The organism is Streptomyces sp. NPDC056347 (assembly GCF_042262625.1).
Lineage (GTDB): Bacteria > Actinomycetota > Actinomycetes > Streptomycetales > Streptomycetaceae > Streptomyces.
Genome location: NZ_JBHJQP010000199.1, coordinates 1 through 14,206, shown reverse-complemented (window position 1 = coordinate 14,206; position 14,206 = coordinate 1). Strand labels below are relative to the sequence as shown.

Sequence of the window (14,206 nt, the reverse complement as noted above, 5' to 3'; positions counted from 1 at the left end):
GGACCAGTTGGTCCCGGGGGCCGAAGCGGCAGAGCTCGAAGCCGTGCCGTGAAGAACTACCGATCCGTCAGGATCAGAAGTCCATGTCACCGCCCGGCATGCCGCCCGGGGCGGCCGCGGCGGCCTTCTCCGGCTTGTCGGCGATGACGGCCTCGGTGGTGAGGAACAGCGCGGCGATGGACGCGGCGTTCTGCAGGGCGGAGCGGGTGACCTTCGCCGGGTCGAGGATGCCCTCGGCGATCATGTCGACGTACTCGCCGGTGGCGGCGTTCAGACCGTGGCCGACGGCCAGGTTGCGCACCTTCTCCACGACGACGCCGCCCTCGAGACCACCGTTGACGGCGATCTGCTTGAGCGGGGCCTCCAGGGCCAGCTTCACGGCGTTGGCGCCGGTCGCCTCGTCACCCGAGAGCTCCAGCTTCTCGAAGACGGCCGAGGCCTGGAGCAGAGCCACGCCACCACCGGCGACGATGCCCTCCTCGACGGCGGCCTTGGCGTTGCGCACCGCGTCCTCGATGCGGTGCTTGCGCTCCTTCAGCTCGACCTCGGTCGCGGCACCGGCCTTGATGACGGCCACGCCGCCGGCCAGCTTCGCGAGGCGCTCCTGGAGCTTCTCGCGGTCGTAGTCCGAGTCGGAGTTCTCGATCTCGGCGCGGATCTGGTTGACGCGGCCCTGGACCTGGTCGCTGTCACCGGCACCGTCGACGATCGTCGTCTCGTCCTTGGTGATGACGACCTTGCGGGCGCGGCCGAGCAGGTCGAGACCGGCGTTCTCCAGCTTGAGGCCGACCTCCTCGGAGATGACCTGGCCACCGGTGAGGATGGCGATGTCGCCGAGCATGGCCTTGCGGCGGTCGCCGAAGCCCGGGGCCTTGACGGCGACGGACTTGAAGGTGCCGCGGATCTTGTTGACGACCAGGGTCGACAGGGCCTCGCCCTCGACGTCCTCGGCGATGATCAGCAGCGGCTTGCCGGACTGCATGACCTTCTCCAGCAGCGGAAGGAGGTCCTTCACGTTGCTGATCTTCGAGTTGACGATCAGGATGTACGGGTCGTCGAGCGACGCCTCCATACGCTCCATGTCGGTGGCGAAGTACGCCGAGATGTAGCCCTTGTCGAAGCGCATACCCTCGGTGAGCTCCAGCTCCAGACCGAAGGTCTGGGACTCCTCGACGGTGATGACGCCTTCCTTGCCGACCTTGTCCATGGCCTCGGCGATGAGCTCGCCGATCTGGGTGTCGGCGGCGGAGATGGAGGCCGTCGAAGCGATCTGCTCCTTGGTCTCCACGTCCTTGGCCTGCTCCAGGAGAGCGGCGGAGACGGCCTCGACGGCCTTCTCGATGCCCCGCTTGAGCGCCATCGGGTTGGCACCCGCGGCGACGTTGCGCAGGCCCTCGCGGACGAGCGCCTGGGCGAGAACGGTGGCGGTGGTCGTACCGTCGCCGGCGACGTCGTCCGTCTTCTTGGCGACCTCCTTGACCAGCTCCGCACCGATCTTCTCGTACGGGTCCTCCAGCTCGATCTCCTTGGCGATGGAAACACCATCGTTGGTGATCGTGGGGGCGCCCCACTTCTTCTCAAGGACGACGTTGCGACCCTTGGGGCCAAGGGTGACCTTGACGGCGTCGGCGAGCTGGTTCATGCCGCGCTCGAGACCGCGCCGGGCCTCCTCGTCGAACGCGATGATCTTGGCCATGTGAAGTGGTCCTCCCGGACAGGGGTGGATTTCTCCGGACCGGATGGCGCCCGCGACGGACGGCCTGCGCGCCCGGTGGTTCCTTGCCCCACCGGCCTGCGGGCCTCACCGGCCCGGTCCAAGTTCTGTCACTCTCACCTGGAGAGTGCTAACGCCAATGATTAGCACTCGACCCCCGAGAGTGCAAGCGTCCCCCTCGGGTTGTGGACAGTGCGCCGGGCGGCGCCCGGCGCGTCCGGGGACGCGCTGAGGGCCCGTACCTCATGGGTACGGGCCCTCAGTGCGTGAGTGGTGTCGTTGGCCGACCGCTCGAACTCAGCCGACGGCGAGCTTGACCATGTCTGCCTGCGGCCCCTTCTGGCCCTGCGAGATCTCGAACTCAACTCGCTGACCCTCTTCAAGGGTGCGGTACCCGTCCATCTGGATCGCGCTGTAGTGGACGAAAACATCCGCACCACCGTCGACCGCGATGAAGCCGTACCCCTTCTCCGCGTTGAACCACTTGACGGTGCCCTGAGCCATGCCTAACTCCCCTATTACTGGCCCTTGCGCAGGACCGCACTTCGCGGACCCGGGTCAGAACTCCCCCTCCGACAGGTAGAGGGTGTGTGCGCCGGAACGCGTCGACCGCGGCTGAATGTATCTGCCCAACTGCCCTCTGCAACAGGTCAATCGGACGAGAATTCTGGGCATCGCCGAACACCCGGATATACGCGATTCAGAGGATTCCCGGGCAAGTCGGGCCGGGCAAAGGCGACTTATGCCGCAAGGGGAACACGCACTTTGGCTGCTTCTTGTCGTGAGCGGGCGCATTCTCATACGCGGTTCACGCGAGCAGCTGGGGGGACTTCCCCCACTCTACCCCGCTCAACCATGCAGAATTGCCCCCTCCGCTTGAATGGCGGAGAGGGCAATTCCACAACACGACGGCTACGCGCCGGGCGAACAGGCGTCAGCAGCCGCCGGCCACGGCCGGGATGATCGAAATACCGGCGCCGTCCGGGGTGACGGTGTTCAGGCCGTCCTCGAAACGGACGTCGTCGTCGTTGACGTACACGTTCACGAAGCGGCGCAGTTTGCCCTGGTCGTCCAGGACGCGGGCGGCGATGCCCGGGTGGTTCTGCTCCAGGGACTCGATGACCTGGGAGAGGGTCGTGCCCTCGGCCGGAACCTCGGCCCGACCGCCGGTGTAGGTGCGGAGGATGGTGGGGATACGGACCTTGACGCTCATGGTGGTGTCCTTCCTGGAGGCTCGGGTGATCAGCGGGTGGCGAGGCCGGCGGCGCGGAACGCCTCCAGGCTGGGCCGGATCGTCGCGGTCGCCTGAGAGGTCTCGGCCACCGCGTCGAGGGTCTTGAGGCCGTCACCCGTGTTGAGTACGACGGTGGTCAGCGCGGGGTCGATCAGACCGGCCTCGATGAGCTTCTTCGTCACGCCGACCGTCACCCCGCCCGCCGTCTCCGCGAAGATCCCCTCGGTGCGGGCCAGCAGCTTGATCGCGTCGACCACCTGCTCGTCGTCCACGTCCTCGACCGCGCCGCCGGTGCGGCGGGCGATGTCCAGGACGTACGGGCCGTCGGCCGGGTTGCCGATGGCGAGGGACTTGGCGATCGTGTTCGGCTTCTGCGGCCGGACGACGTCGTGACCGCCCTTGTACGCCACCGAGACCGGCGAGCAGCCCTCGGCCTGGGCGCCGAAGAGCTTGTACGGCTTGTCCTCGACCAGGCCCAGCCCGATCAGCTCCTGGAGCCCCTTGTCGATCTTGGTGAACTGCGAGCCGGAGGCGATCGGGATGACCAGCTGGTCCGGAAGCCGCCAGCCGAGCTGCTCGCAGATCTCGTACGCCAGGGTCTTGGAGCCCTCGCCGTAGTACGGGCGCAGGTTGACGTTGACGAAGCCCCAGCCCTCGCCGAGCGGGTCGCCGATCAGTTCGGAGCAGAAGCGGTTGACGTCGTCGTAGTTGCCCTCGATGCCGACCAGTTCGCCGCCGTACACCGCGGCCATGACGACCTTGCCCTGCTCCAGGTCGTGCGGGATGAACACGCAGGAGCGGAAGCCCGCGCGGGCGGCGGCGGCGCCCACCGCACCGGCGAGGTTGCCGGTGGAGGAGCAGGACAGGGTGGTGAAGCCGAAGGCGCGGGCGGCCTCGATGGCCTGGGCGACGACGCGGTCCTTGAAGGAGTGCGTGGGGTTGCCGGAGTCGTCCTTGACGAACAGCTTGCCCGGCTCGACACCCAGCTCACGGGCGAGGTTGTCGGCCTGGACCAGCTTGGTCCAGCCGGGGTTCAGGTTCGGCTTCTCGGCGACGTCGGCGGGAACCGGCAGCAGCGGGGCGTAGCGCCAGATGTTGGCCGGACCGGCCTCGATGCGCTTCCGCAGCTCCTCGGGGGATCCGCTCGGCAGTTCGTACGCGACTTCGAGCGGGCCGAAACAGGAGGCACAGGCGAAAATGGGACCGAGCTCGAAACGCTCGCCGCACTCGCGGCAGGAAAGCCCGGAGGCGGGCCCGAGGTCGACGGTCGGGGCGGTTTCGGTGGTGCCGACGGAAGCGTCGATGCTTACTGCAGCGGTCTGCGCAGCCATGATGGCGAGGCCCTTTCTCCTCATCTTCCCCGTGGCGCGTTTCGCCACGAGACGGAATTGGCACCTTCCTCACCGGACCGCACGGTCGGTGGGGGGGTTGCCGGGACTTCAACGGGCCGTTCCCTCAGTCCCTCTGGATGAGCGCTGTGGCACCGGATCTTCGATCCGGGCATTTGTCGGCGGACTGACCCCGGCATGCGATGGCCGTCCGCGTTGTTCAAGACTGTAACCGAAGCAGCGGACCGTTGAGATAGTCGTCCGAACCGCGAGATGGATCACATACAGGGAGTATCGACCGTGCTGGAAGAGGTCGAGCGCTGGCTGACCAGGCGTTCCTGGTCGGCCGCCGACCGCCCGCTGGACCGCCTCCTGGCCGCCCGTGCCGCGGCCGGGGAGGCGGGGCGCGGAAGCGTCAGCGTCGTACTGCCCGCGCTGAACGAGGAGGCGACGGTCGGCGAGATCGTCGCGACGATCCGGCGCGAGCTGATGGAGAAGGTCCGGCTGGTCGACGAGCTGGTGGTGATCGATTCCGGTTCCACGGACGCCACCGCCCGGGTGGCCCGGGAGGCCGGTGCCCGGGTGGTGCACCGTGACGCGATACTGCCGCGGATACCGGCCGTGCCCGGCAAGGGCGAGGTGCTGTGGCGGTCGCTCCTGGTGACCGGCGGGGACATCGTGTGCTTCGTGGACGCCGACCTGAAGGACTTCTCGGCGGACTTCGTCTCCGGCATCGTCGGCCCGCTGCTGACCGATCCGGACGTGCAGTTCGTCAAGGCGATGTACGACCGCCCCTTCGGCGACACCGCGGGGCAGGGCGGCCGGGTGACCGAGCTGGTGGCACGGCCGCTGCTCAATCTGCACTGGCCCCGGCTGGCCGGTTTCGTACAGCCGCTGGGCGGTGAGTACGCCGTGCGCCGCTCGCTGCTCGAACGGCTGCCGTTCCCGGTCGGTTACGGCGTGGAGCTGGGGCTCCTGGTCGACGCGCTGCACACGGTGGGGCTGGACGCGCTGGCCCAGGTCGACGTGGGGGTGCGCAAGCACCGGCACCAGGACGGGCAGGCGCTCGGCCGGATGGCGGCGGCCATCTACCGCACGGCCCAGCTCCGGCTGTCCCGGGGGCACCTGGTGCGCCCGGCGCTCACCCAGTTCGAGCGCGGGGCGAACGGGTTCGTGCCCCGGACCCATGCCGTGGACACCGAGGAGCGGCCGCCGATGTGCGGGATCGAGGAGTACGTGGCGCGCCGCGCGGCCTGATTTCGCACGTTTGGGCGGTTCGCGATCGGGCTAGATTCCGCAACATGGTCTCCGCGCGCGATTCCCGCCCCACCGGCCGGTCCGACGGCCCCCGGTCCGACGGCGCCAGGCCCGACGGCGCCAGGCCCGGCGACGGTTCGCCCGGCGCCCGGGTCCTCGTCGCGTCCAACCGCGGCCCGGTCTCGTACACCCGGGAGGACGACGGCTCGCTCACCGCGAGACGGGGCGGCGGCGGCCTGGTCTCCGGGCTGAGCGCCGTGGACGACAAGCTGTGGGTGTGCGCGGCGCTGGGCGACGGGGACCGGGAGGCGGTCCGGCGCGGGGTGGGCGAGCCGGGCGTACGGATGCTCGACATCGACGCGGGCACGTACGCCGACGCGTACAACGGCATCGCGAACTCGGTGCTCTGGTTCGTCCACCACCTGCTGTACCAGACGCCGCTGGAGCCGGTGTTCGACGCGGAGTTCCGGCACCGGTGGGCGTCGTTCGAGCGGTACAACCGGGCCTTCGCCGAGGCGCTCGCCGAGGAGGCCGGGCCGGGCGCCGCGGTGCTGGTGCAGGACTACCACCTGGCGCTGGTGCCGGGCATGCTCCGCGCGCTGCGGCCGGATCTGCGCATCGGCCACTTCTCGCACACCCCGTGGGCGCCGGCCGACTACTTCCGGCTGCTCCCCGACGACATCGCCGAGCAGCTGCTCCGCGGCATCCTGGGCGCGGACCGGGCGGCGTTCCTGACCCGGCGCTGGGCGGACGCCTTCACCGGCTGCTGCGAGCGGGTCCTGGGCGGCACCGGGGACACCCGGATCGGGGTGCACGGGCTCGGCGCGGACGGGGACTTCCTGCGTCGCCGGGCCCATGAGGCGGACGTGGACGAGCGGATGGCGGCGTTGCGCGAGCAGATCGGCCCCGGCCGGAGGACGATCGTGCGGGTGGACCGAACGGAACTGTCCAAGAACATCGTGCGCGGCCTGCTCGCGTTCCGGGAGCTCCTGGCCGAGCGGCCCCAGTGGCGCGAACGGCTCGTCCATGTCGCCTTCGCCTATCCCTCCCGGCAGGACCTCGCGGTGTACCGGGACTACACGGCCGAGGTCCGGCGGGTCGCCGACGACATCAACACGAAGTTCGGCACGGACACCTGGACGCCGGTGGTGCTGCACGTCGAGGACGACTTCGCCCGCTCGCTGGCCGCGTACCGGCTGGCCGACGTGGCGCTCGTCAACCCGATCCGCGACGGCATGAACCTGGTCGCCAAGGAGATCCCGGTGGTCTCCGACCACGGCTGCGCGCTGGTGCTGTCCCGGGAGGCTGGGGCGTACGAGGAGCTGGGCGGCGACGCGGTCGTGGTGAATCCGTACGACGTGTCGGCGACGGCGGCGGCGCTGCACGAGGCGCTGATGATGGCGGAGGACGAACGGGCCGCGCGCACCGAGCGCCTGGCTGCGGCGGCGGTCGCGCTGCCGCCGCAGCAGTGGTTCCTGGACCAGCTGGACGCGCTGCGGCGGGGGTAGGGCCCGAACCGCCGGACGCGGCCTCGGGACCTTCCGTCCCGGGCCGTCGGACAGTCCCGGGCCGTCGGCTGCTTTCGGGTCCTCAGAGGCTTTCCGCCAGTCGGCCGAGGAAGGTGACGACGCCTTCCGGGCCGTCGAGCCGCAGGTCGGCGCGGTCGGACAGTTCGGGCACTTCCGTACTGCCGCTGCAGACCAGCAGTCCGGGAACGGCGTCGGCGCGGAGCTTCTCCACGGCGGCGAAGGCGGCGAGGTCGCCGAGGTCGTCGCCCGCGTAGAGCACGGACCCGGCACCTGTCTCCCGTACGTACTCGGTGAGTGCCACGCCCTTGTCGACACCGGGCGGGCGCAGTTCCAGGACCAGGCGGCCGGGCTCGACGATCAGTCCGTGCCGGGCGGCCAGCTCGCCGAGTGGCTGGACCAGCGCCTCGAACGCCCCCTGCGGGTCGGCGGCGCGGCGGGTGTGGACGGCGATGGCCCGGCCCTTCTCCTCGACCCAGGTGCCATGCCAGGAGCCGGAGCGGTCCAGGACGCCGGGGAGTTCGGCGCGGACGGTGGCGATGCCGGGGTGCGGGGCGGGGGCGTGGACGGTGCCGGTGACGGCGTCCCAGCGCTCGGCGCCGTAGTGGCCGAGGACGACGAGGTGGTCGAGGCCGGGCACTCCGGCGAACCCTCCGTGCCGGACCGCGACACCGGCCGGGCGCCCCGTGATCACGGCGACGGAGGCCACCTTCGGGGCGAGCGCGGCGAGGGCCGGTACGGCGCCGGGGTGGGCACGGGCCTGCTCCGGGTCCGGGACGATGTCGGCGAGGGTGCCGTCGAAGTCGAGCGCGACGACGGCGCGGCCGGGGCGGGCGAGGATCGCGGCGAGGGCCTCGCGGCCGGCCGGGGTGGTGGGAGTCGGGAGCCCGGCGGGCGTCTCGCCCGGGGCGGATGCGGATGCGGGGGTGGGTGCTTCCGGGTTGCTGCCCATGGGACGAGCCTATAGCGGCGCCGTACGGCGCGGGCCGTTGCGGGAAACCCCGGCCGGACGGCCCTCGGTCCCACGGCCCCGGTCACGCGGACCTCGGTCGGCCGGCGGCCGTATGTCCCCGCCGCACGGCTCCCGGCCGCTCTCTCCCCGGCCGGACGGTTCCCGCCCGGCCGGTTCTCAGCGGCGGTCGCGGCGGGCGTCGCGCACCCGGCGCAGGCGGTTGACCGTGACCGGGTCCTCCGCCAGGGCCCGGCGGTCGTCGAGCAGGGCGTTGAGCAGCTGGTAGTAGCGGGTCGGCGAAATGCCCAGCCGCTCGCGGATCGCCCGCTCCTTGGCTCCGGGGCCGGGCCACGACTGCCGTTCGACGGCGAGCACGGCGCGGTCCCGCTCGGAGAGGGCGTCGGGGGCGTCGGGCCCGGGCGTGGCAGCGGTCATATCAGCCAACCTATCGCCCGTCCGGCGGGCCGCCACCCGTGCGGACGCCCGCCGCCCGCCCGCTCGTCGCTACTCGTCGCGCTCGGCCGCGGCCGCGTCGCGGGCCACCTGGCCCAGTGCCTTCTCGGGGCTGCCGTCCGGCTCGACGGCCCGGCCCATGTTCTCCTTGAGCGAGGCGCTGGTCCGGGCCCAGGACGTCCTGCCGTACGGGTAGAACTGCGAGTCCGGCAGCGCGTCCAGGAACTTCCACAGCGGCTTGTACTTGGGGTCGGACTCCATGGCCGCCGAGGCGCTGTCGGTGACCGGGAGCATGTCGTACTCGTCGGCGAAGGCGATGACGTTCTTGTCGCTGAACAGGTAGTCGAAGAACTTGCCCAGCTGCACGCGGTGGCCGCCCTGCTTGAAGCCCATGATCCAGTCGGCCACGCCCAGCGAGCTGCGGGCGGGGCCGTCCCGTCCGGGCATCGGCACCATGCCGACCGACACGCCCTTGCGCTTGGCCTCCCGCATCAGTGTCGGGTGCCCGTTCAGCATGCCGACCTTGCCGTCGGTGAAGGCGGCGAACGCCTTCTGCCGGTCGAGTTCGCCGGGGGCCTGCGGGCCGACGAGCCCCGGGTCGACCAGGTTGGTCTTCAGCCATTCGAACGTCTCGACGTTCTCGGTGGAGTCGATGTCGTACGAGCCGCCGTCGTCGGTGTAGCCGCCGTCCCCGCCGAGCAGCCACATCATGGTCTCGGCCTGGGCCTCCTCCTGGCCGAGCGGCAGCGCGAAGGGGTAGGTCACGCCGCGCTGCTTGAGCGCCGTCGCGTCGCCGCGGATGTCGTTCCAGGTCCGCGGGGCGGCGAGGCCCGCCTGGGCGAAGAGCTTCTTGTTGTAGAAGAGCAGCCGGGTGCTGGCGACGAACGGCAGTCCGTACTGGGTGCGGTCGACGCTGCCCGCGTCGGCGAGGGACGGCAGGAAGTTGGCCTGGGTGCTTATGGGCAGCATCTGGTCGGCCCGGTAGAGCTTCCCGGCCTTGGCGTAGTCGGCGTAGGAGGCGACCTGGGCGATGTCGGGGGCCTGTCCCTTCTCCACCATCGTGGCGACCTCGCGGTCGATGCTCTTCCAGGAGCGGACGCTGACGTCGACCTTGATGCCGGGGTGGGAGGACTCGAAACCCTTGACGACCGTGTCCCAGTACTTCCGGGAGCTGTCGGCCGGGCCGGTTCCGTAGTCGGCCGCGACGAGCCTGAGGGTGACGTCCCCCGAGTCGCTGCCGCCCCCGCAGCCCGCCAGCGTCCCCGTCATGCCCAGCGCGGTGACGACCGCCGTCAGTGCCCGGTAGCGCAACCGCACAGTGCAGACCGTCCTCGTCCATCGCGTCGGCCGCACCGGTCGTACCGGTGCGCGAGTACTCGAATGAGCAGCGATCCTGCACCAGTTGATCAGTGGAGGTCTACACCTGCGGCGGTCTCGCTTTCGCAACGCGACCGGTGCCTCACCAGGCGCAGTGGCCGGAAGCGGGCGTGTCCTTGACCGTGATTTTGTATGCATCCGCAACAAACCGGAGTAGTGGACTAGACCTTTTTGATTCCTCGGGCGAAACTGTTTCCCGTGAAACACGTCATCGCCCTCGATGTGGGCGGCACCGGAATGAAGGCCGCACTGGTCGGGGCCGACGGCGCGCTGCTGCACGAAGCGCGGCGGGCGACCGGTCGCGAGCGCGGCGCCGAGGCGGTCGTGGAGTCGATTCTCGGCTTCGCCGCCGATCTTCGGGCGTACGGCGAGGAGCACTTCGGCGAGAGCGCCGTGGCGGCCGGGGTGGCGGTGCCCGGCATCGTCGACGCCGAGAACGGCACAGCGGTCTACGCCGCGAACCTGGGCTGGCGCGACGTACCGATGCGCCGCCTGCTGGGCGAGCGGCTCGGCGGCGTACCCGTCGCGCTCGGCCATGACGTACGCACCGGCGGGCTGGCCGAGGGCCGGATCGGCGCAGGCAGGGGCGCCGACCGCTTCCTGTTCGTACCGCTGGGCACGGGCATCGCCGGGGCCATCGGCATCGCGGGCACCATCGAGGCGGGCGCGCACGGCTACGCGGGCGAGATCGGGCACATCGTGGTCCGCCCGGACGGCCCCGACTGCGGCTGCGGCCAGCGCGGCTGCCTGGAGACCCTGGCCTCGGCCGCCGCGGTGAGCCGCGCCTGGGCCGCCGCTTCCGGCGACCCGGCCGCGGACGCGGCGGACTGCGCGAAGGCCGTCGAGTCCGGCGACCCGGCGGCGGCGGAGGTCTGGCGGAACGCGGTGGACGCGCTCGCCGCCGGACTGGTCACCGCGCTGACGCTGCTCGACCCGCGCACGCTCATCATCGGTGGCGGTCTCGCCGAGGCCGGGGAAACCTTGTTCACACCACTCCGTGCGGCCGTCGAGGAACGGGTCACGTTCCAGAAGCTGCCCCACATCGTCCCGGCGGCCCTCGGGGACACCGCCGGATGCCTGGGCGCAGGGCTGCTCGCCTGGGATCTTCTCTCCACGGAGGTATCCGCCTGATGGCCGGACGCGCAGACAGCACGGTTCTCGCAGGTGCCCGGGTGGTGCTTCCCACCGGGACCGTGGAGAACGGCCGGGTGATAGTGGAAGGCACCCGGATCGCGGGCAGCGCGGCGCAGGACGCCCGGACCCTCGACCTGAGCGGCCACTGGCTGGTGCCCGGCTTCGTCGACATGCACAACCACGGCGGTGGTGGCGCGTCCTTCACCTCCGGCACCGTGGACGAGGTCCTCACCGGCATCCGCACCCACCGCGAGCACGGCACCACCACCCTGGTCGCCTCCACGGTCACCGGCGAGATGGACTTCCTCGCCCACCGGGCCGGTGTGCTGTCGGAGCTGGTGGAACAGGGCGACCTGGCGGGCATCCACTTCGAGGGACCGTTCATCTCGCCCTGCCGCAAGGGCGCGCACAGCGAGGACCTGCTGCGCCACCCGGACCCGGCCGAGGTCCGCAAGCTGATGGACGCGGCGCGCGGCACCGCGAAGATGTTCACGCTCGCCACCGAATTGCCCGGCGGCATCGATTCGGTGCGGCTGCTCGCCGAGCACGGCGTGATCGCCGCGATCGGGCACACCGACGCCACGTACGAGCAGACCGTCGAGGCGATCGACGCGGGCGCCACCGTCGCCACCCACCTCTACAACGCGATGCCGCCGCTCGCCCACCGCGAGCCCGGCCCGATCGCCGCGCTGCTGGAGGACGAGCGGATCACCGTCGAGCTGATCAACGACGGCACGCATCTGCACCCCGCCGCCCTGGAGCTGGCCTACCACCACGCGGGCGCCCACCGCGTCGCACTGATCACCGACGCGATGGACGCGGCCGGCTTCGGCGACGGCCGCTACCAGCTCGGCCCGCTCGCGGTCGAGGTCAAGGACGGCGTCGCGCGGCTGGTCGAGGGCAACTCGATCGCGGGCTCCACGCTCACCCTGGACACCGCGTTCCACCGGGCCGTCACCATCGACCGGATTCCGGTCGGCGACGTCGTGCAGTCCATCTCCGCCAACCCGGCCCGGCTGCTCGGTGTGTACGACCGGGTCGGCTCGCTGGAACCGGGCAAGGACGCGGACCTGGTGGTGCTGGACGAGGACTTCGTCCTCCGGGGCGTCATGCGCAAGGGCGAATGGATCAAGGAGCCCCGAATCGCCTGATTGAGCGCATTGTTGACGGCGCGTCGAATACGTAACGAAGAGACGGCGGTTGGTCCGGAGGTCTGGGCCGACCGCCGCCTCTTTGACATGATCGCCTGGGAAACAGCCAGTGAAAGCGCGCCCCACCCCAGGTTCCGCGCTTCGGAGCAGGGGTCGAGGGAGCGGTCGCGGTGATCCTCACGGTCACACTGAACACGGCACTCGACCTGACGTACAGCGTGCCCGAACTCGTCCCGCACGCCAGCCACCGCGTCCGCGAGATGTCCGAGCGGCCCGGCGGCAAGGGGCTCAACGTGGCCCGGGTGCTCTCCGCGCTCGGCCACGACACCGTGGTCACCGGCTTCGTCGGCGGCCCCACCGGCGCCCGGCTGCGCGAACTGCTCGCCACCGCGGGCCCCTCGTCCGGTGCCCGGATCACCGACGCCCTGGTCACCGTCGCCGGGAACACCCGCCGCACCGTCGCCGTGGCCGACCGCGCCGGCGGCGACACCACCCAGTTCAACGAGCCCGGCCCGCACATCACCGCCGACGAATGGGCCGCCCTGCTGCACCGGTACGCGGAGCTCCTCACCGGCGCCGACGCCGTCGCGCTCTGCGGCAGCCTGCCGCCCGGCATCCATGTCGGCGCGTACGCCGAACTCGTCCGGGCGGCCCGCGCCGCGCGGGTCCCGGTCCTCCTGGACACCAGCGGCGAACCGCTGCGCCGCGGCATCGCCGCCCGCCCCGACCTGGTCAAGCCGAACACCGAGGAGCTCGCCCAGCTCACCGGCTCCCGGGATCCGGCGCGCGCCACCCGCGACGCCCGCCGCCGCGGCGCGCACGGCGTCATCGCCTCGCTGGGCCCGGACGGCATGCTCGCGGTCACCCCCGACGGCGGCTGGCAGGCCCGGCCGCCCGCCGCGGTCCGGGGCAATCCGACCGGCGCGGGCGACTCCGCGGTGGCCGGCCTGCTGTCCGGGCTCGTCGAGAAAGCGAGCTGGCCGGACCGGCTGCGAAGGGCGGTGGCACTGTCGACGGCGACCGTGCTCTCCCCCACGGCCGGTGACTTCGACCGCGCGGCGTACGAGGAGCTGCTGCCGCGCGTCGTCATCCGGGAACACGCACCGGCGGCCTGAAGAGGCCGCGCCCGTACCGGACCCGCCCGATCGCGGGCCGGAAGAAGCAACAAGAGGTCCGCATGCCGCTCGTCAGCACCGGTGAACTCGTCTCCGCCGCCCAGGCCCGGGGACACGGGATCGCCGCCTTCAACGTCATCACCCTGGAGCACGCCGAGGCCATCGCCGCCGGGGCGGAGCGCGCCGGGGCGCCCGCGATCCTCCAGATCTCCGAGAACGCCGTGAAGTTCCACGGCGGCCGGCTCTCCGGCATAGCCGCCGCGGCCGCCGCCGTCGCCCGTACGTCGAGCGCCCCGCTCGCCCTCCACCTCGACCACGTCGAGTCCGTGGAGCTGCTGCACCAGGCGCACGCGGAGGGCTTCGGCTCCGTCATGTTCGACGCGTCCCGGCTGCCGTACGAGGAGAACGTACGGGCCACGGCAGAGGCGGTGGCCTGGGGCCACGAGCGCGGCATCTGGATCGAGGCCGAGCTGGGCAGGGTCGGCGGCAAGGAGGGCGAGACCCCGCTCGACGCCCACGCCCCCGGCGTCCGCACGGACCCGGCCGAGGCCGCCGCGTACGTACGCGGGACCGGGGTGGACGCGCTGGCCGTGGCGGTCGGCTCCTCGCACGCGATGACCGAGCGGACCGCCGCCCTGGACCACGAGCTGATCGGGCGGCTGCGCGCGGCCGTCCCGGTGCCGCTGGTGCTGCACGGCTCCAGCGGGGTGCCGGACGCGGAGATCCGCCGGGCGGTCACCTCCTCCGGCATGGTCAAGATCAATGTGGGCACCGCCCTGAACACCGCGTTCAGCGGCGCGGTCCGCGCCTACCTGGCCGAACACACCACCGGCGTCGACCCGCGCAAGTACCTCGCCCCGGGCCGCGAGGCGATGACCGGGACGGTCGCCGGGTTCCTGTCCCTGATGGGCTGAGCACCCCGTACGGAGAAAGGGTCCGGCCCCCGCGCCCGAAGGCGTGGGGGC

General features: G+C 71.5%; 13 protein-coding genes and 1 riboswitch. Of the genes, 6 read left to right on the top strand and 7 right to left on the bottom strand.

All coding sequences use genetic code 11. The annotated features are described in order from the left end of the window. Positions 1-73 precede the first annotated feature (73 nt). The 4 genes from groL to thrC all read right to left on the bottom strand — a co-directional run bounded on the left by groL (position 74) and on the right by thrC (position 4,279). Complete coding sequence (groL, locus tag ACFCV8_RS31450; RefSeq protein WP_352280049.1) at positions 74-1,696, bottom strand: chaperonin GroEL; 1,623 nt, start codon at positions 1,694-1,696, stop codon at positions 74-76. Between the two features lie 315 nt (positions 1,697-2,011). After that, on the bottom strand, positions 2,012-2,218 hold the full coding sequence (locus ACFCV8_RS31445) for a cold-shock protein (protein ID WP_003967346.1): 207 nt from the start codon (positions 2,216-2,218) through the stop codon (positions 2,012-2,014). 430 nt (positions 2,219-2,648) lie between these two features. Beyond that, complete coding sequence (locus tag ACFCV8_RS31440) at positions 2,649-2,927, bottom strand: MoaD/ThiS family protein (RefSeq protein WP_376688893.1); 279 nt, start codon at positions 2,925-2,927, stop codon at positions 2,649-2,651. A gap of 29 nt (positions 2,928-2,956) precedes the next feature. After that, on the bottom strand, positions 2,957-4,279 hold the full coding sequence (thrC, locus tag ACFCV8_RS31435) for a threonine synthase (protein WP_376688892.1): 1,323 nt from the start codon (positions 4,277-4,279) through the stop codon (positions 2,957-2,959). Between the two features lie 17 nt (positions 4,280-4,296). Beyond that, a riboswitch (SAM riboswitch) is annotated at positions 4,297-4,423 on the bottom strand. A 153-nt stretch (positions 4,424-4,576) separates the two neighbouring features. On the opposite strand from thrC, the gene ACFCV8_RS31430 reads away from it, so the two are divergent. After that, a complete protein-coding gene (locus ACFCV8_RS31430) occupies positions 4,577-5,533 on the top strand; it encodes a glucosyl-3-phosphoglycerate synthase (protein WP_376688895.1) in 957 nt (318 codons plus the stop codon). Between the two features lie 44 nt (positions 5,534-5,577). Further along, complete coding sequence (locus ACFCV8_RS31425; protein ID WP_376688891.1) at positions 5,578-7,041, top strand: trehalose-6-phosphate synthase; 1,464 nt, start codon at positions 5,578-5,580, stop codon at positions 7,039-7,041. A gap of 82 nt (positions 7,042-7,123) precedes the next feature. Here the strand turns inward: ACFCV8_RS31425 and otsB are convergent, their stop codons facing one another. The 3 genes from otsB to ACFCV8_RS31410 form a co-directional block, all read right to left on the bottom strand. Beyond that, complete coding sequence (otsB, locus tag ACFCV8_RS31420; RefSeq protein ID WP_376688890.1) at positions 7,124-8,011, bottom strand: trehalose-phosphatase; 888 nt, start codon at positions 8,009-8,011, stop codon at positions 7,124-7,126. A 177-nt stretch (positions 8,012-8,188) separates the two neighbouring features. Further along, positions 8,189-8,446, bottom strand: coding sequence for a DUF3263 domain-containing protein (locus ACFCV8_RS31415; protein ID WP_376688889.1), 258 nt, complete (start codon positions 8,444-8,446; stop codon positions 8,189-8,191). A 69-nt stretch (positions 8,447-8,515) separates the two neighbouring features. Further along, a complete protein-coding gene (locus tag ACFCV8_RS31410) occupies positions 8,516-9,733 on the bottom strand; it encodes an extracellular solute-binding protein (RefSeq protein ID WP_376688894.1) in 1,218 nt (405 codons plus the stop codon). A 306-nt stretch (positions 9,734-10,039) separates the two neighbouring features. Between ACFCV8_RS31410 and ACFCV8_RS31405 the strand changes: the two genes are divergently transcribed. The 4 genes from ACFCV8_RS31405 to ACFCV8_RS31390 all read left to right on the top strand — a co-directional run bounded on the left by ACFCV8_RS31405 (position 10,040) and on the right by ACFCV8_RS31390 (position 14,155). After that, the gene (locus tag ACFCV8_RS31405; protein WP_376688888.1) at positions 10,040-10,972 is read left to right on the top strand and encodes an ROK family protein; all 933 of its coding nucleotides are present in this window, start codon (positions 10,040-10,042) and stop codon (positions 10,970-10,972) included. Then, a complete protein-coding gene (gene nagA / locus ACFCV8_RS31400; protein ID WP_376688887.1) occupies positions 10,972-12,126 on the top strand; it encodes an N-acetylglucosamine-6-phosphate deacetylase in 1,155 nt (384 codons plus the stop codon). The genes ACFCV8_RS31405 and nagA overlap by 1 nt, the downstream gene beginning before the upstream one ends. 170 nt (positions 12,127-12,296) lie before the next feature. Then, positions 12,297-13,241, top strand: a complete 945-nt coding sequence (locus ACFCV8_RS31395) for a 1-phosphofructokinase family hexose kinase (protein ID WP_376688886.1) — start codon at positions 12,297-12,299, stop codon at positions 13,239-13,241. Between the two features lie 62 nt (positions 13,242-13,303). Then, positions 13,304-14,155 (top strand): ketose-bisphosphate aldolase, encoded by an 852-nt coding sequence (locus ACFCV8_RS31390; RefSeq protein WP_376688885.1) that lies wholly within the window; start codon positions 13,304-13,306, stop codon positions 14,153-14,155. Positions 14,156-14,206: the final 51 nt, after the last annotated feature.

What these genes read in the sequence shown, in the direction of transcription:
- ACFCV8_RS31445 (WP_003967346.1), bottom strand. Translation starts at nt 2,218, where the DNA reads ATGGCTCAGGGCACCGTCAAGTGGTTCAACGCGGAGAAGGGGTACGGC.
- thrC (WP_376688892.1), bottom strand. Translation starts at nt 4,279, where the DNA reads ATGGCTGCGCAGACCGCTGCAGTAAGCATCGACGCTTCCGTCGGCACC.
- ACFCV8_RS31425 (WP_376688891.1), top strand. Translation starts at nt 5,578, where the DNA reads ATGGTCTCCGCGCGCGATTCCCGCCCCACCGGCCGGTCCGACGGCCCC.
- ACFCV8_RS31415 (WP_376688889.1), bottom strand. Translation starts at nt 8,446, where the DNA reads ATGACCGCTGCCACGCCCGGGCCCGACGCCCCCGACGCCCTCTCCGAG.
- groL (WP_352280049.1), bottom strand. Translation starts at nt 1,696, where the DNA reads ATGGCCAAGATCATCGCGTTCGACGAGGAGGCCCGGCGCGGTCTCGAG.
- nagA (WP_376688887.1), top strand. Translation starts at nt 10,972, where the DNA reads ATGGCCGGACGCGCAGACAGCACGGTTCTCGCAGGTGCCCGGGTGGTG.
- ACFCV8_RS31410 (WP_376688894.1), bottom strand. Translation starts at nt 9,733, where the DNA reads ATGACGGGGACGCTGGCGGGCTGCGGGGGCGGCAGCGACTCGGGGGAC.
- ACFCV8_RS31440 (WP_376688893.1), bottom strand. Translation starts at nt 2,927, where the DNA reads ATGAGCGTCAAGGTCCGTATCCCCACCATCCTCCGCACCTACACCGGC.
- otsB (WP_376688890.1), bottom strand. Translation starts at nt 8,011, where the DNA reads ATGGGCAGCAACCCGGAAGCACCCACCCCCGCATCCGCATCCGCCCCG.
- ACFCV8_RS31390 (WP_376688885.1), top strand. Translation starts at nt 13,304, where the DNA reads ATGCCGCTCGTCAGCACCGGTGAACTCGTCTCCGCCGCCCAGGCCCGG.